This is a genomic window from Streptomyces sp. NPDC023481 (genome assembly GCF_055560195.1).
This window is the reverse complement of sequence record NZ_JBVHJE010000002.1, coordinates 268494-284540: the sequence shown is the minus strand read 5'-3', so window position 1 is coordinate 284540 and position 16047 is coordinate 268494. Positions and strand designations below refer to the sequence as shown.

The window sequence follows — 16047 nt, the reverse complement described above, 5'->3', positions numbered from 1 at the left end:
TCGATCGGACTGCTTGCAGTTCAGGAGGCCGGGAGCGACGGCGAGCGAAGCGAGCCTTGATGATGTAGGGAAAGTTGTACCGCACCCATGATCGAAACCGCTCGATCGTGGCCTGTCGGCCCCCCGCTCGTCTCGGCTACCGTTCCATGCATGCCTTCTGCACTGGACACGCCTCAGGGAGCGGCCGAACTCGCCGAGTCTCTGCTTCCTCAGCTCGGGAACCGCTGGCTGCACACTCAGGCGGTGGCCGCTCGGGCTCAAGAGGCTGCCGTGGCTGTGTCCGAGGCTGACCGGGATCTCCTCGTCGCCGCCGCATGGCTGCACGACATCGGCTACGCACCCGAGCTGCGTGACACCGGGTTCCATCCCCTCGACGGTGCCCGCCACCTGGAAACGCTGGGTGCGCCGGCGCGCCTCGTGCGGCTGGTCGCCCACCACTCCGGGGCCGCCTATGAAGCAGAGCAGCGCGGTCTCTCGGCAGAGCTGGCCGTCTACGAGCGGGAGGACTCCCCCGTCCTCGACGCACTGATCTTCGCCGACATGACGACCGGCCCCGCCGGGCAGTCCTTCGCGTTCGACACCCGGATCGACGAAATCCTGGTCCGCTATGAGCCGGGCAGCGAGGTGCACAACGCGATCAGCAAGGCGCGTCCGTACCTCCAGGCCGCCGTCGAGCGAACCGTCGACCGCATGGCCGCTCAGCCGATGTAGGGCTCGGTCCGGCCGGCCAATCCGTGGTCGATCCGCATGCGCATCGACGGGTGGATGGTCAGCTCGTCCAGCCTGCTCGGATCGACGAACGCGACTTCCTTGCTCTCGCTGCTCGTCCGCAGCTGGCCGCCGACGATGCGCGCGTGGAAGCAGATGGAGAACTGCTGGCGAACCTCGCCGTCGTCGTATGCCATGACGTGCCCGGGGTTGGTGTAGATCCCGACCAGACCGGTGACCTCGACGTCGAACCCTGTCTCTTCCTTGGTCTCGCGTACCGCCGCGTCGGGAGCTGACTCGCCCAGGTCGATGCCGCCCCCGGGCAGAGCCCACAGGTCGTTGTCGGTCTTGTGGATCAGCAGGACCTTCCCGGCCTCGTTGCGGGCCACGGCGGTCACAGAGGGAACGAGGCTGTTCGCCTTCGGGGCGTTCGGATCGTTGAAGTAGTCGACGCGTGCCATGCGTTCAGCGTCGCACGCCGGGAGCCTGTTACGCCGCCCGGCCCTGCTCCCATGCGTAGTCGAAGCTCCGCATGTAGTGCCGGAACGTCCGCGCTCCCGGCAGGTACTTGAAGTGCATCACCGGGTTCTGTCCTGCGGGAGCTCCCAGGACGTGGGGGTTCACCAGCACGTCGTCGTCGAACCGGTAGATCGAGTTGTAGAGGATCGTGTCGTGCAACCGGATCTCAACGCCGGGCGTCGACATGGCGGGCTGCAAGTACCGGCGAGTGATCCGCGCTCGCGCCGCCAGGTCGTCGCCGATCCCTTCCTCTGCGCCACGCTGGCGCACAGCCGCGGACTCCGGGTCGCCCAGCAGGATGCGGACCTGGGCGCCGGCCTTCGCCTTCTCGGCCAACTGGTCCGGCAGGTCCGGGTGGCTGTCGAAGAGGAACAGTCCCGCGTACACCAGGATGTCGACCTGGTCCGTCGCCTTCTCGATCAGGGAGGACCAGAGCGGGACAGGGACCGCACCGCGGTGTGGGTAGTACGTGATCAGCTCCGATGCGCTCGCCTTCTCGGCCTGCTTCTCGACTGACGGCCAGATGTAGACCTCATCGGCCCCGAGGAAGTTCGCGGTCTTCCAACGGTGCCCCCGGTGAGGAGTCCGGTTCGTGGTGATCCAGCGCTCGACGGTCTTGGGGTCGACCCCGACGTGTTCGGCGACGGACTGGATCGTCTCGCCCTTCGCTGAAATCGCTGCGCGCAGACGCTCGTTCGCCATGACGTGCCCTTCCTCGGGACCCGTAGGGACGTTTTGACGGTATCTCAGACGTCCCTAAACGTCCAGACGGGCCGTGATGTGTCCACCCCCTCTCGCGGTCTCCTGGTCTCACCGACGGGACGTCGGGCAAGAACCCACCACAGCAGGAGAAAAGACGATGCGTCAGATCCCCGTGGACACCTCCGCCGCGACCGTGATGGTTGCCAAGCCCCCGCAGCCCAAGGTGAAGGACCGTCGTACCGGCGAGCTCGCCACCGACGTCGAGACCGGCGCGAAGCTGATGACCGTCGACGTGATGTTCGCGGCCAATGACGAGGTGGAGATCCTGTCCATCACCGTCCCCGAGCCGGGCATCTCAGGTGAGCTGGCCATGGGCACCCCGGTCGCGCTCACAGGCCTGATCGCCCGGCCGTGGGAGAACGACTTCAACGGGCAGAAGCGGCACGGCATCGCCTTCCGCGCCGTCGCGGTCACATCCCTGGTCGCCGCTGCCGCGAACTCCAAGGCGGCCTGATCATGACCGGCTTCACGGTCGCTCTGGTGCTGGTCGTCGCCGCTGCGGGTCTCCTGCGGTGGCGGCGCCCCGCCTGGTACTGGATGACCTTCGGCGTCACCCTGGCCAGCCTGCGGGTCCTGGTCCGCTACGCCTCGGTCATGGACGCCTGCGGCCTGACGGTCCCGCCCTCGCGCTGGCGCCTGAACCTGGCGCGCCTCACCAACCGGCCCGTACCGGACTCCCGCCCGCCACGCATCCTGCGCTTCCGCCCGACCCGGACCGGCCTGGTCCTCCGGCTGGGCCTGCGCCCCGGCCAGGACGCCTTCGACGTCACCGCCGCCACGGACCGGCTCCGCCACTCCTTCTCCATGTACGGGGTCACCTCACGTGAAGTGCGCTCGGGTGTCGTAGAAGTGCGGATGACCGGCTACGACGTCCTCAAGCGGGTGCAGATGCCCGCCAAAGTCGACACCCGCCCCATGCGCGTCCCCGTCGCCCTACGCGAAGACGGCTCAGTGCACTACCGCGACTACCGGGCTGTTCCACACGCACTCACCCTCGGCGCCACGGAGTCGGGCAAGTCTGTCTACCAGCGCAACCTGGTCGCCGGGCTCGCCCCGATGGACGTCGCCCTGGTCGGCATCGACTGCAAACAGGGAGTCGAACTGTTCCCGCTGGCCCGCCGCTTCTCCGCCCTCGCTGACAACCCCGACACCGCTCTGGAGCTCCTGGAAGCGCTCGTGTCCCGCATGGAAGGGGTCTACCAACTCATCCGGGCCGAGCAGCGCATCACCGCTGCCGTGCCGGATGCGGAGATAGCCGCCGACATCTGGGACCTGCCCGAACATCTGCGGCCGGTGCCGGTCGTGGTCCTGGTCGACGAGGTCGCCGAACTCGCCCTGTTCGCCAGCAAGGACGAGGAGAAGCGGCGCGACCGCATCATCACCGCCCTGGTCCGCCTCGCCCAGCTCGGCCGCGCGGCCGGCATCTATCTGGAGATCTGCGGGCAGCGCTTCGGCTCCGAACTCGGCAAGGGCATCACGATGCTCCGCGCCCAGCTCACCGGCCGTACCGCCCACCGCGTCAATGACGAGACCTCGGCGAACATGGCCTTCGGTGACATCTCTCCGGACGCTGTCCTGGCCGCCATCCAGATTCCGGCCGAACTGCGCGGCCTTGCTGTTGCCGGGGACTCCACCGGTGGCTGGCACCGTATCCGCGCTCCCCACACCTCCCTGCGCCAAGCCGTGAACATCTGCAACCGGCACGCCGATCGCACCCCGGTCCTGCCTGAACTGGTGCCTTTCCGGCCTGAGGTGATCGGCTCCTCTGAGGCCCCGGTGCCGCTGTCGAAGACGGCTCCCGTCACGGCCTAACCCTCCCGCCCCACGGTCGGCGCGACCGCCTTCGCGCCAGGTCCCTACCCCCGCCATGCCTCATGAAGGGAGGAAGCCCCCCATGTGCCCGAACTGCGAGGACTTCGCCCGCACCGTGCTCATGCTCGGCCAGCTCGCCCTCTACGGCGACTCCGCTGGAGCCGATCAGGACTTCATTGAGATCGTCGGCACGTCGCTGGCGGCCTCGCTGCCCGAGCCGCCGCCGGGGACGTTCCCGCCCGGCTACGACCCCAACAGCGGCCCGCCCTACCCCGGGGAGGGATCCTGATGGCCTGGCCCGCCCTGCGCGTCGACGCGGTCCTGGTCCAAGCCGTCATCGCCGGAGCTCTCTCCTTCGCCCACCTGCACGACCTGGCCGCCGCTGCCGGACAGACCGGCTGGAAGGCCTGGGCGTACCCGGTCTCCGTGGACCTGCTCCTGGTCGCCGCCTGGCGACGGCTCCGCAGCGAGGGCCCGTCCCGGCTGGCCTGGTGCTGGTTCCTGATCGCACTGGTCGCCTCGCTCGGCGCCAACGTGGCCACCGCCGGATTCCTGAACCTGGCCAACCCGCCCGCCCTGCTCCGCCTCGGCGTCGCCGGATGGCCCGCCCTCGCCTTCCTCGGCGGCACCCTCTTGGCCCACTCCGCCGCGGACCGGATGCCGGATCCGCCGGCACCCGCGACACCGGCCCCCGAACCCCAGACAGAGCCCGAACCGGCTCCGGCTCCCGAGCGCGAGGCCGTCACAGCGGAGGACGACATCCCCGCTCTGCCGGTCCCTCCTCCGGCGCCTACCCCGGCTTCGACTCCGGCCGTGCCCGTCCCGGCCGCCCTGGTCGATCACGCCCGCAAGGTCGCCGAAGCGCACCAGGCCCGTACCGGCTCGCCCATCGACACCGACACCCTTCGCACCCGGCTCGGCGTCCCGCCCCAGCTCGCCGACGCCATCGCCGCCCAACTCGCCTGACCCGGGAGGAGACCACCGCCATGCCTGCCCGCGACCACTTCCACTCCGTGATGAGCATCGGCCCGGTACAGATCGGCACCCACCGCGACCGTCACGGCCGGACCAAGCACGCGGCCGTGTGCACCGCCGACCGGTGCGGCTGGTCCGCCGACTACACCAGCCAGTCGGCCGCCCAGCTCGCCGCCCGCACCCACCGCTGCAAGGCCCGCTAGGAGACGCCATGCAGGTCCCGCTCTGGTTCGCCCTGCTCATCGTCGGCTGGCTCGGCGTCAAGCTCATCCGCCCGCCCTGGTGGCTCGTCGCCGTGCTGCTCCTTGGCGGCTACCTCCTCGCCGACAGCCTCTTCGCCCCCGTGATCGACACCGCCGTCAAGTAACCGTCCACGCAAGGGAGACCGACCATGCTCCGGCCCAAGATCCCTACCATGCCCACAGTCACCGGCCACGCCAACCCGCCCGCGGCCGTCACCGAGCAGACGTCCACAGTCCACCAGCCCGCGGCACCCGCTCCGGCCGCGCCGTCCCGCCCGACCATCCAGCTCACGCCCGGCAGCGTGCTCGCCCTCGTCGGCGGCGGCACCGCCGTGGTCTTGGTCGTCGGCGCCGTCCTCGTCTCCATGCTCCTCGCGGTCGCCATCACCGGCGTCTCCCTCGCCATCTGCGCCCTGGTGATCCGCTCCCTGGCCAACGCCGACGCCAAGCGCCGCTGACCGGCTCCCAGGGGCGACGCACAAGCCGCCAAGCACGCCGCCGCTCCTTGGACCGGGTTCCGCCAACCCAACCGCCCTCGCCAAGGGACAAAGACATGAACCTTCACATGGCCGCGAGCATCGTGCCGTTACTCGGCTGGGCCGTGCACGGCGGCATCCTCACCCGCCGCCTCGTCTCCGCCCGCCGTGACCCGCTCACCGGCCTCCTCACCCGCGCCGGATGGACCACCCGTGCCGAACACTGCATCCGCCGGCACCCGACCGCCGCCGTCCTCCTGGTCGACCTCGACCACTTCAAGACCCTCAACGACACCCACGGCCACGCCGCCGGAGACGCCGCCCTCGTGGAGACCGCCGCCCGGCTGCGCGCCTGGTGCGGACGCAACGGCACCGCCGGCCGTCTGGGCGGGGACGAGTTCGTCGCCGTGATCCGGGACCTGGCCGCCGTCGACCTCGACGCGTTGACCGCCGCACTTCACCGGCCGCTGTCCTACGGCGGGACGTTGCTCCCGCTGGCCGCCTCGGTCGGCGTCTGCCCCGTCGCGGAACTGGCGGTGCCGCTCCTCACGGACGCGCTCGCCGCCGCCGACGCAGCCATGTACGCGACCAAGGGCCGTACCCGCCGGGGCTCCCGCACCACTCGCTGAAGGGCCACCGGGTGGCGCACAAGCCGCCAAGCACGCCGCCACCCGGGGCCGTTCCTTCCAACCGCAATCGAAAGGAACCACCATCATGGCCCACCCCACCCCGCCGCGGGCGAGGATCTGCCCGGCCTGCGACGGCTTCGCCTCCGTCGCCGTCACCCTCGGCGGCCGCGACCACCGTGGCCACCTGCGCACCGTCACCGCCCACTGCCCGGCCTGCCAGGGCACCGGCACCGTCACCGCCCGCCGCTCTCCGGAGGGCGCCCGTGTCTGAGCAGCTGCTCGACCGTGCCACCCTCGGCGACCTGCTGAGGGTGGCTTCGGCCGATGACTACCACCGCTGGCACGAGCAGATCCGCCGCACCGGCGGCTGCGCCGACCCCATCCACCTGACCGGCTGGGTCCTGCTCAAGGACAAGACCACCGGCGAGACCCTGCACCACTACTCCACCGAGGGCGAACCCGGCGGACGGCTCCGCCTGGCCTGCGGAAACCGCCGTGCCTCCCGCTGCCCGTCCTGCGCCTGGACCTACGCGGGCGACACCTACCACCTCATCCGCGCCGGGCTCGCCGGGGACGACCGCCGCGACATCCCCGCCACCGTCCGCGACCATCCCCGCGTCTTCGCGACCTTCACCGCCCCTTCGTTCGGCCGCGTGCACAACCGGCCCGACCGGGGCGTCTGCCGCTGCGGCACCCGCCACGCCGCCGACGACCCCGCACTCGGCACGCCCCTCGCCCCGGAGACGTACGACTACGCGGGCGCCGTGCTGTTCAACAACCACGCCGGACAGCTCTGGCAGCGCTTCACCAACCGGCTCCGCCGGGAAGTCGCCGCACGCGCCGGCCTCTCACAGCGGGAACTGAAGGAAGCCGCCCGGCTTTCATACGGCAAGGTCGCAGAGTTCCAGAAGCGCGGCGCCCTGCACTTCCATGCTGTGATCCGCATCGACGGACCGGACGGCCCCGGCACCCCGCCGCCCGCCTGGGCCACGGTCGACCTCCTCACCGACGCGATCCGGGCTGCCGCCGCGCATTCCTACACCTCGGTCTCCGTCCCGGCCGCCGCCGACCAACCTGCCCGCACCTTCCGCTGGGGCCGACAGCTCGACGTCCGGCCGGTCAAGGCCTTCGGGGACGGCTCCGACATCACCGAACAGGCCGTCGCCTCCTACGTCGCCAAGTACGCCACGAAAGCCGCCGAGAACACCGGCACCCTCGACCGCCGCATCGGTGAACTCGCCGAACTCGACCGCCACGGCGTCCCCGACCACACCCGCCGTCTGATCGAAGCCTGCAAGCTGCTCGACCCGCTCTACCCGGACCGGCGCCTGTGGGCCTGGGCTCACATGCTCGGCTTCCGCGGCCACTTCTCCTCCAAGTCCCGCTGCTACTCGACCACCCTCGGCGCTCTCCGCCAGGCACGCGCCGACTACCGCGCCGCCCAGGAGCAGGCCGCCCTCGGCCTCAAGGACCAGGAGCCGGACACCGTCCTGGTCCTGGCCGACTGGCAGTACGCCGGTCACGGCCACACCCCCGGCGAATCCGTCCTGGCCGCCACCATCGCCCGCGACCTCCAGCTCAACCGCGAGACCGCCCGCGAAGCCCTGCAAGACCTGACCCTGGAAGGAGCCCCCGCATGACCGTCCGCACGCTTCCCGAGCGGTACCTGACCCCGGCCGACGTCGCCGAGCTGCTCGGTGTGCCCGTCGAGACCGTGTACCAGTGGCGTCGGAAGCGCACCGGCCCACGCGGCTTCCGAGTCGGCCGGCATCTGCGCTACGACCCCAACGACGTGCGCGCCTGGGTCGGCGCCCTCATGGAAGGGGCGGCGTAGTGGCTGGACACATTCAAGACCGCTGGTACAAGACCGAGGTCACCCCGGACGGAAAGACCCGCAAGGTCAAGACAGACCGCCACGGCACCGGCATGCGTTACCGCGCCCGCTACGTCGGCCCCGACGGGACCGAGAAGTCCAAGAGCTTCCCTGATGGCAAGAAGCGGCTCGCTGACCAGTGGCTCGCGCGTATCGAGGCGGACATGTCGCGTGGCCAGTACCTCGACCCCGAGGCTGGGAAGGCCACCTTTCAGCAGTACGCCACCGAGTGGCTGGCCGGGCAGACAACCGACCCGACGACTCGTGAGAACACAGAACGCCGCCTTCGGCTTCATGCCTTCCCGTACCTCGGGAGCCGTCCTCTCTCCTCGCTCCAGCCGTCCGACATCCGAGCCTGGATACGCAAGCTGGAGGAGACAGGGAGCGCTGGATCATCCCGTCGCGTGATCTTCGGGAACGTGTCGGCGGTGCTCGCTGCCGCAGTTGATGACGGCCGCCTTGCGCGCAACCCCTGTGGAGTGCGCTCGGTACGGCGCCCGAAGCCCGCGCCTGGTCGTGTAGCTCCGTGGTCCGCAGAGCGCGTGTTCTCCGTGCGGCGGGGGCTGCCCGACCGCTTCCGGGCCATGGTCGACGTCGGGGCTGGATGCGGGCTTCGGCAAGGGGAGATCTTCGGGTTGGCCGTCGACGAGGTGGATCCACTGTCCGGCGTTCTGCACGTCACCCAACAGGTCAAGGTCGTGGAACGGAAGCTGGTCTTCGCTCCGCCGAAGAACGGCAAGCTCCGCGATGTGCCGCTGCCGGACTCGGTCGCCTTTGCGCTCGCCGAGCACATGACGGCCTTCCCGCCGGCCGAAGTCACGCTGCCCTGGATGCGCCCCGACGGAGAGCCGGTGACCAGGCTTTTGTACTTCACGGGTGCTGAGGGCGGGGCGGTCTGGCGCAACGCCTTCAACGTGCACGCCTGGAAGCCTGCGCTCGCCGCGGCCGGAGTGATTCCCAAGCCCGGGCCGGGGGAGCGGTACAAGGAAGCCCGCGAAGACGGCATGCACGCGCTACGGCACTTCTACGCTTCGGTGCTCCTCGACTCCGGGGAGAGCATCAAGGCCCTGAGCGCCTACCTCGGCCATGCCGACGCCGGGTTCACGCTCCGCACCTACACCCACCTCATGCCGAGCAGCGAGACGCGCACGCGGAGGGCCGTCGACGAGATGTACCGGACGGCCCGCGAGGGCCCGACGGCCCCCTGACGGCCCACACCTTCTGCACCCGCCCCTGATCATCGGGAAACCGCTGGTCAGGGGCATTCTCGTACTATCCGTGGACTAGTTTAACTAGAACTGATATCAGTTCTGAAACAGTGTCAGAAACGACGGACGCGGTGCGGAGCGGCGGGAGGCAGTCGGCCATGACCGAGCTCGTGGAACACGGACAGCTGTTCATCGGCGGGGAGTTGACCGACCCGCTGGGCCGGGACGTCATCGAGGTGATCTCGCCGCACACCGAGGAGGTCATCGGCCGGGTGCCGCACGCGTCCCGGGCGGACGTCGACCGGGCCGTGGCCGTCGCGCGCCGCGCCTTCGACGAGGGGTCCTGGCCCCGGGCCACGTTGGAGGAGCGGATCGAGGTCGTCGCCCGCATCAAGGACGGGATCGCCGCCCGGCACGAGGAGATCGCCCGGGTGATCTCCGCGGAGAACGGCTCCCCGTACTCCTGGAGCGTCCTCGCCCAGGCGCTCGGCGCGATGATGGTGTGGGACGCGGCGATCCGGGTCGCCCGGGACTTCACCCACGAGGAACGCCGGGACGGTGCGCTGGGCCCGATCCTGGTCCGGCGGGAACCGGTGGGCGTGGTCGCCGCCGTCGTGCCCTGGAACGTGCCGCAGTTCGTCGCCGCCGCCAAGCTGGCGCCCGCACTGCTGGCCGGCTGCACGGTCGTCCTCAAGCCGTCCCCGGAGGCACCGCTGGACGCCTACCTGCTCGGCGAGATCGCCCGCGGGGCCGGCCTGCCCGAAGGCGTGCTGTCCATCGTCCCCGCCGACCGCGAGGTCAGCGAGTACCTGGTCGGCCACCCCGGCGTCGACAAGGTCTCCTTCACCGGCTCGGTCGCGGCCGGCAAGCGCGTGATGGAGGTCGCCGCCCGCAACCTCACCCGGGTCACCCTGGAACTGGGCGGCAAGTCGGCGGCCCTGGTGCTGCCGGACGCGGACCTGGAGACGGCCGTCTCCGGGATCGTCCCGGCGGCCTGGATGAACAACGGGCAGGCCTGCGTGGCCCAGACCCGCATCCTCGTCCCGCGCGCCCGCTACGCCGACTTCGCCGACGCCTTCACGCAGGCGGCGCGCACCCTCGTGGTCGGGGACCCGCTCGACCCGGCCACCCAGGTCGGCCCGCTGGTCGCCCGGCGCCAGCAGCGGCGGAACCTGGACTACATCCGCATCGGCCAGGAGGAGGGCGCCAAGGTCCTCACCGGCGGCGGCCGCCCGGACGGGCTCGAACGCGGCTGGTACGTCGAGCCCACCCTCTTCGGTGACGTCGACAACGCCATGCGCATCGCCCGCGAGGAGATCTTCGGCCCGGTCGTCTGCCTGATCCCGTACGGCGACGAGGCCCAGGCCGTGGAGATCGCCAACGACTCCGAGTACGGCCTGTCCGGCAGCGTGTGGACGGCCGACACCGAGCACGGCGTCGACATCGCCCGGCAGGTCCGCACCGGCACCTACTCCGTCAACACCTTCAGCCTCGACATGCTCGGCCCGTTCGGCGGCTACAAGAACTCGGGCCTGGGGCGGGAGTTCGGCCCGGAGGGGTACGGCGCGTACCTGGAGCACAAGATGATCCACCTCCCGGCGGGGGCGTAGCCGATGGGCGACCGCTGGCACATCGAGGTCGACCGGTCGCTCTGCATCGGCTCGGCCCAGTGCCTCCACCACGCCCCGGCCGGCTTCCACCTCGACGCCGCCCGCCAGTCCCACCCGTCCGCCCCGGACGCCCCCGCCAACGAACAGGTCCTGGCGGCAGCCGAGAACTGCCCGGTGGAAGCCATCCTGATCACCCTGAGCGACAACGGGGAGGCGGTGTTCCCGCCGGAGGAGTAGACACCGGAGCGGCTTCCTCACCCCCCCGGGCACGGTGTTGGGAAATGGTGAGAATTGCCCGGTTCCGTCATGGGTGAGTCGTTCTATCCTGAAAACAGCCTACGAGACGAGTGAGGGAGCCCCACCGGTGTAGCCGACTTCGGCGTGACGCTCAGGCATCCGCCCGGGCCGACGGCGGCGGTAGGGCTGAGAGGCCGGAAGGCAGCAGTCGGGCCGAACGGCGACCCCCATCACCTGATCCGGACCATACCGGCGAAGGGAACCCGTCTCGTAGGTCTTCCCGTGTGGGTCTCCGTGCGTGTCACGGGCCGCGCCAGGCCCGCTCCACGCGCTCGAAGCGTTCGGTGTGGGCACCCGGTGGGAGGGCCGCGCGCAGGCGGGGGAGGTCCGAGGGGCGCAGGAGGCCGAAGGCCGTCGGCGGCAGCGCGGCGAGGATCTCCGCCGTGTGGGCGGCCAGCCAGTCGTCCAGACCCAGCTCCGCCGCGTGGCGCAACAGGTCCACGAGGGCCGCGGGGTGCGTGGTGCCGACCACGGGCAGGTCCAGGCTCGCCAGCAGGTGGTCCAGGTGCTGGGCGGCGGCCGTGCCGGTCAGGGGGCCCGACCAGTACCACGTGTGCGTGGAGTGGCTCAGGCGGGTGATCTCCAGGAGGGACCGCAGGGGCGACGGAGCGTCCCGGGGGAGGGGCGGGGGCGGTATGGCCTGCGCGTCGGCCAGGCTCGGGCTCCCTCGGTCGACGGCGTGGGCCAGGCACTCCAGGAACGCGCGCTCCATGCGTTCCGTGAGGCGTATCCCGCCCTCGCTCAGCACGTGCCGCAGCAGGTTGAGGACGGACGCGAGAGCCTCGTCCGGCAGGGCGGGCGCGTCGTGGGCGAGCTGGCGCAGGACGGCTTCGAGGTAGGCGGTGCGTTCGTCCCCCTCCGGCACCAGCGCGTGGTGCAGGCAGTCGAGGTACATGTCGGGCAGTTCCCCGGGCTCGTAGACGTCGCGGGTCAGCAGGGCGAGCAGCGGCTGCAGCGCCGACCGGTGTCCCGTGCCCGCGAAGTCGGCGGTGTGGGACTGCGTGGTCGGGAACTGGAGCAGCACGGGATAGCCGATGTGCACCAGGCGCTCGATGTCGCGGTCGCCGACGAACGAGACCCGCCTGATCAGTTGCGTGACGTGCTGCGCGGAGGCCGGCCACCGGTCCAGCTCGGGCGACAGGGGTCTGGTCCGGTGGGGTGGGTTTGTGCCGATCGACCAGTTGAGCACATGGTCGGCGAGCGGAGCCGGACGCATGCTGATCCTCACGTCCCGCCGCTGCCCGCTCCGTTTCCCCGGATCGGGCGGCCAGCAGCGTTCGACATGGAGCGTCGAGGTCAGCGCGGTCCAGGACTCCCTGGTCAACTGCCCCTGCCACTGCAGCGCGTGCCGCCGCCACCCGTCCGCCGCGTCCTCGTCCTCGTCGGCGAGCTGCGCGCCGAGTACCGCTTCCGCCGCCAGTACGGCGAGCAGGACGAGGTTCACCTCGTGGACGGCGTCCCGGTACGCCCTGCGCAACCGCACCGGCGCGTACGCGACGGGCGTGCGGTGTGCACCGTCCCAGCCGGCGGCGCGGAACAGGTCGAGCAGCACCGGGACCAGGACGGTTCGGGCGCGCTCCGCCGGCCATGCCGCGAGCATGTCCCCCAGGTTCTGCACGAGTTGCGCCCGGTCGGTGAGCGGGGCGAAGGACAGCAGCGCGTACAACTCGCCGTCGTCCTTCGGTGTCCGGTCCGCGACGAGCCGGTGCAGCGCCTGCTCGACCAGCCGGGCGGCCAGGTGTTCGCCGAAGGTCGCGTGCATGAACTCGTAGCTGCGCAGCCGCTCCTCGGTGACGACGGCCTGCGCTTCGTGGACGAAGAAGAAGCGGCCGAACAGCAGGCCCGAACCGTCGTCCGCCGCACCGGCGGCCGCGGCGCCGAGTGCCCGCAGGTCCCGGTCGGCGTCCTCGCCGCTGATCGCCTGGGCACCCCGGTGGAACATCGACAGGGCCACCACGGACAGCCGGTGCAGTTCACGGTCGACGGCGGCGGTCACCTCGGCCGGGGACAGCGGGCCGTCCTTGTCGACCTGGCGGCGGACGAACTCCCGCAACAGCCGGTCGTACAACTGCGTGCGGTTGATGTCCTCGTCCCCCAGCAGGCGCAGGGCGTGGCCGGTGGAGTCGTACAGTGCCAGCATGAGCAGGAGCAGTGGCTGCGCGGCCAGTTCCCGGTGGGGGAGGACGACTTCGAGGGTCAGCGGCAGCTGGGCGTGCCGGGCGAAGTGATCCCGGTTGGTGGCGTTCCAGACGGCCAGCCACCGTTCGATCTCCGGTTCGTCGAAGGGTTCGAGGCGGATCACCTGACTGGTGCGCGGAATGTCCGCGCGGTCGGCGACCACCGTGCGGCTCGTCACGATCACGATCAGCGGGCGGCCGAGCCCCGCCTCGCGCGTCTGGAAGTCCTTGATCTCGTGCAGGTAGCCCCACTGCCGCCCGTGACCGAGCTTGTGCGCGCCGGCCTGGAGCAGTTCGTCGAAGCCGTCGAGCAGGACCACGGGCAGCGGGCCGCCGGGCTCCTGGTCGTACCAGTCCGGCCAGCTCGTGTCCCGCCCCGTGCTCCGCTTCAGCGCGTGTTCCAGCTGGGTCTGCACGTCCGTCTCCGCCGGTGTGTGCCGCAACTCCACGCGCAGGGCGCGGAACTCACCGGCGGGGAGCCGGGCCGCCAGCAGCTTCGTGAGCAGGGACTTGCCGGAGCCTGGGTGGCCGAGCACGAGGAGCGGCGCCAGCAGGGCGGGGAGGCCGAGGACGTGGGCGGCGAGGAACCGCTCGATGTCGTCGTACAGGGGCTGACCGCCCCACCACTTGTCCGAGGCGGCCCGTTCGCCCGGGTGCGGACGTGCGCGCCGGTAGCGCGGGGTGACGTAGCCGTCCGCCAGGCTGGGCAGCCGCGGACCCGGGGCGTCGATGGACGCGATCGGGGCCCGGAGCAGCGCTCCCACGGGCGCGAAGGCCCCCGGCCGGCCGGAGAACTCCGACAGGAGGTCACCGAGTCCGGCCAGCCCCAGGGGAGCGGATCCGCCCGCCGGGCCGGCCTCCACGGCTGAGGGAGTGCCCGCCACCAGCGTGAACTCGGGGCAGGCACCGGCCAGTGCGGCCGCCAGGCGCTGGTACTCGGTGGTGATGCGCGAGGCCCGGTCGGCCTCGATGGTGACCCTGAAGGGCGCGAGCGGGGACTCATGGGTGGCGTGGGACCCGTCCGCCAGGTCCCGGATCAGCGGGAAGGGGTCGGCGGCAGCCGTGGACCTCGCCACGGCGGCGGCCACCAGCACCACCCGCGCGGCCTGGATGAGCGCGGCGCGCTCGACACCCCGGGCCGCTCGTACGCGCGCCGGGAGGTGGCGCAGAAGGCCGGCCAGGGCGTGCGGCTCTCTCCGGTCGCCCCGTGGCGGGGTCATCAGCGTGTCCATCGCGGCCGACGACTGCTTGCGGTCCCCGGCCAGTAACCGTACCGCCTCCCCGACGCCCATCTCGACGCAGTCCGTCGCGCGGACGTGGTGCGCGGGCACCGGCGCCACGGGGTCGGGACCCGGCTCGCCCCGCTCGCGCGCCGCCTCCGCCGTCCGTTCCAGTTCCGCGTGCCGGCTTTTCCAGTACCCGGTGTCGAGGCTCATCCCCACCGGCGGCGCCTTGGAGCCGTGCCGCTCGGCGCACAGGCCCACGATCTTCCGCACGACGTCCCAGTCCGGGACCCTCCGCCGCCGCCCGTTGAGCAGCTCCGAGACCGTACTGGTGCTGCGCAGTCCGAGGGCGTCGGCGATCTCCCCCTGCGCCACACGGCACTTGCGGACCAGGAGGCGCAGCTCGGCGCAGAAGTCCGCGACGGGACCCGCCGGTGGTGCGGTCAACTCCCCACCCCTTCGGTGCGATGCGGTGGATGTCTCCGAAGGGTACGGCCCGACCTGCGGGTTTCGCCGGGAGTTCGGGGGGATTCGGCGTGCGGCCGGGACGGAGCGCGAGGGGGCGACGGTCGTCGTGCACGTCGTCGGCCGTTCGTCCGGAGGGAACGTCATGACCTTTCAGCTGCCGGGTGCCGCCCAGCCGCCCGTCCTGCTCGCCGCGCTCGTCTTCCTCGCCGTCTACGCCGGCGTCGTGCTGCCCGCCGTGTGGTCCCGCCGGCCGGCCCGGCGTACCGCGGCGCTCAGGGTGCTCGACCGGCTCCTGGGGGCACCGCGGCACCGACGGCGACGGTGATCGACCGCGCGGGCCGGCTCCGTGGGACCGGTCAGGGGCGGTCGGCCGGTTCCGTCAGGGTGATCAGGCGGCAGACCGTTTCGATGTCTATCTTGACCTGGGCGATGGAGGCGCGGCCCGAGAGCCAGGTGATGAGGGCCGAGTGCCAGGTGTGTTCGATGACCCGGACCGCGGAGAGCTGCTCGGGGGTGGGGTCCGCCAGGCCCATCGCGTCCAGGATGATCGCGGTGGTCTGGCGGGAGACCTGGTCGACCTCCGGCGAGACGCTGCGGTCCGCGAAGGTGAGGGCGCGGACCATCGCGTCGGCCAGGTGCGGCTCGCGCTGGAGGGCGCGGAAGGCCCGCATCAGGGTCTCCGCGACACGCCCGGCGGCCGTGTCACCCGCCGGCGGCTTCTTGCGCAGGGTGCCGTGCATGTGCTCCAGCTGGTCCTGCATCGTGGCGACCAGCAGGTGCACCTTGGACGGGAAGTAGCGGTACAGCGTGCCGAGGGCCACCTGGGAGGACTCGGCGACCTCGCGCATCTGCACCGCGTCGAACCCGCCCCGGCTGGCCAGCTGCGCGCTGGCGTGCAGGATCCGGCGCCGGCGGGCCTCCTGCCGCTCGGTGAGGGGTGACGAGGCCGGACGCGAGGAGCTGGCTTCCGCAGGCATGGGTCCCGTTCCGTGACAGTCGGTGAGGGTGTCGGCAGGGCTCGTGATCACACCGGCCGGCAGGGCCGCGCGCCGTGGCGTGAATCACCTG

At 71.3% G+C, this 16047-nt stretch carries 20 protein-coding genes; 16 read left to right on the top strand and 4 right to left on the bottom strand.

Annotated elements, in window-relative coordinates; all coding sequences use genetic code 11:
* The first annotated feature begins 150 nt into the window (after positions 1-150).
* A complete protein-coding gene (locus tag ACZ3ZD_RS05495) occupies positions 151-711 on the top strand; it encodes an HDIG domain-containing metalloprotein (RefSeq protein ID WP_467393818.1) in 561 nt (186 codons plus the stop codon).
* Here ACZ3ZD_RS05495 and ACZ3ZD_RS05490 read toward each other — a convergent pair.
* Positions 699-1169 carry an NUDIX hydrolase gene (locus tag ACZ3ZD_RS05490; protein WP_467393816.1) on the bottom strand — a complete coding sequence of 157 codons (471 nt, stop codon included), beginning with the start codon at positions 1167-1169 and terminating at the stop codon, positions 699-701. The two genes, ACZ3ZD_RS05495 and ACZ3ZD_RS05490, sit on opposite strands and share 13 nt — an antisense overlap.
* Positions 1170-1197: 28 nt before the next feature.
* Positions 1198-1929, bottom strand: coding sequence for an XRE family transcriptional regulator (locus tag ACZ3ZD_RS05485; RefSeq protein WP_467393814.1), 732 nt, complete (start codon positions 1927-1929; stop codon positions 1198-1200).
* Between the two features lie 157 nt (positions 1930-2086).
* On the opposite strand from ACZ3ZD_RS05485, the gene ACZ3ZD_RS05480 reads away from it, so the two are divergent.
* The 14 genes from ACZ3ZD_RS05480 to ACZ3ZD_RS05415 all read left to right on the top strand — a co-directional run bounded on the left by ACZ3ZD_RS05480 (position 2087) and on the right by ACZ3ZD_RS05415 (position 11051).
* Positions 2087-2443 (top strand): SCO3933 family regulatory protein, encoded by a 357-nt coding sequence (locus ACZ3ZD_RS05480; protein WP_467393812.1) that lies wholly within the window; start codon positions 2087-2089, stop codon positions 2441-2443.
* Between the two features lie 2 nt (positions 2444-2445).
* The gene (locus ACZ3ZD_RS05475; protein ID WP_467393810.1) at positions 2446-3801 is read left to right on the top strand and encodes an FtsK/SpoIIIE domain-containing protein; all 1356 of its coding nucleotides are present in this window, start codon (positions 2446-2448) and stop codon (positions 3799-3801) included.
* 82 nt (positions 3802-3883) lie between these two features.
* Complete coding sequence (locus ACZ3ZD_RS05470) at positions 3884-4090, top strand: hypothetical protein (protein ID WP_467393808.1); 207 nt, start codon at positions 3884-3886, stop codon at positions 4088-4090.
* Entirely contained in the window at positions 4090-4767 is a 678-nt protein-coding gene (locus tag ACZ3ZD_RS05465) for a DUF2637 domain-containing protein (protein WP_467393806.1), read from the top strand. Before ACZ3ZD_RS05470 ends, ACZ3ZD_RS05465 begins: the two co-directional genes overlap by 1 nt.
* 20 nt (positions 4768-4787) lie before the next feature.
* Entirely contained in the window at positions 4788-4979 is a 192-nt protein-coding gene (locus ACZ3ZD_RS05460; protein WP_467393804.1) for a mobile element transfer protein, read from the top strand.
* An 8-nt stretch (positions 4980-4987) separates the two neighbouring features.
* Positions 4988-5143, top strand: a complete 156-nt coding sequence (locus tag ACZ3ZD_RS05455; RefSeq protein ID WP_467393802.1) for a hypothetical protein — start codon at positions 4988-4990, stop codon at positions 5141-5143.
* Positions 5144-5167: 24 nt separating this feature from the next.
* On the top strand, positions 5168-5476 hold the full coding sequence (locus tag ACZ3ZD_RS05450) for a SpdD-like protein (protein WP_467393800.1): 309 nt from the start codon (positions 5168-5170) through the stop codon (positions 5474-5476).
* Between the two features lie 95 nt (positions 5477-5571).
* Entirely contained in the window at positions 5572-6123 is a 552-nt protein-coding gene (locus tag ACZ3ZD_RS05445) for a GGDEF domain-containing protein (RefSeq protein ID WP_467393798.1), read from the top strand.
* A gap of 85 nt (positions 6124-6208) precedes the next feature.
* Positions 6209-6394, top strand: coding sequence for a hypothetical protein (locus ACZ3ZD_RS05440; RefSeq protein WP_467393796.1), 186 nt, complete (start codon positions 6209-6211; stop codon positions 6392-6394).
* Positions 6387-7763, top strand: a complete 1377-nt coding sequence (gene repSA / locus ACZ3ZD_RS05435; RefSeq protein WP_467393794.1) for a replication initiator protein RepSA — start codon at positions 6387-6389, stop codon at positions 7761-7763. The genes ACZ3ZD_RS05440 and repSA overlap by 8 nt, the downstream gene beginning before the upstream one ends.
* A complete protein-coding gene (locus ACZ3ZD_RS05430) occupies positions 7760-7957 on the top strand; it encodes a helix-turn-helix transcriptional regulator (protein WP_467393792.1) in 198 nt (65 codons plus the stop codon). Before repSA ends, ACZ3ZD_RS05430 begins: the two co-directional genes overlap by 4 nt.
* Positions 7957-9204, top strand: coding sequence for a tyrosine-type recombinase/integrase (locus ACZ3ZD_RS05425; protein WP_467393790.1), 1248 nt, complete (start codon positions 7957-7959; stop codon positions 9202-9204). The genes ACZ3ZD_RS05430 and ACZ3ZD_RS05425 overlap by 1 nt, the downstream gene beginning before the upstream one ends.
* A 158-nt stretch (positions 9205-9362) precedes the next feature.
* The gene (locus ACZ3ZD_RS05420) at positions 9363-10814 is read left to right on the top strand and encodes an aldehyde dehydrogenase (RefSeq protein ID WP_467393788.1); all 1452 of its coding nucleotides are present in this window, start codon (positions 9363-9365) and stop codon (positions 10812-10814) included.
* A 3-nt stretch (positions 10815-10817) separates the two neighbouring features.
* A complete protein-coding gene (locus ACZ3ZD_RS05415; protein ID WP_467393786.1) occupies positions 10818-11051 on the top strand; it encodes a ferredoxin in 234 nt (77 codons plus the stop codon).
* Between the two features lie 301 nt (positions 11052-11352).
* Here the strand turns inward: ACZ3ZD_RS05415 and ACZ3ZD_RS05410 are convergent, their stop codons facing one another.
* A complete protein-coding gene (locus ACZ3ZD_RS05410; RefSeq protein WP_467393784.1) occupies positions 11353-14958 on the bottom strand; it encodes an NACHT domain-containing protein in 3606 nt (1201 codons plus the stop codon).
* Between the two features lie 163 nt (positions 14959-15121).
* Between ACZ3ZD_RS05410 and ACZ3ZD_RS05405 the strand changes: the two genes are divergently transcribed.
* Positions 15122-15304: a hypothetical protein gene (locus ACZ3ZD_RS05405; protein ID WP_467393782.1), complete on the top strand. Its 183-nt coding sequence runs from the start codon at positions 15122-15124 to the stop codon at positions 15302-15304.
* A 31-nt stretch (positions 15305-15335) separates the two neighbouring features.
* Here ACZ3ZD_RS05405 and ACZ3ZD_RS05400 read toward each other — a convergent pair whose 3' ends face one another.
* The gene (locus tag ACZ3ZD_RS05400; protein ID WP_467393780.1) at positions 15336-15956 is read right to left on the bottom strand and encodes a TetR family transcriptional regulator; all 621 of its coding nucleotides are present in this window, start codon (positions 15954-15956) and stop codon (positions 15336-15338) included.
* Positions 15957-16047 lie beyond the last annotated feature (91 nt).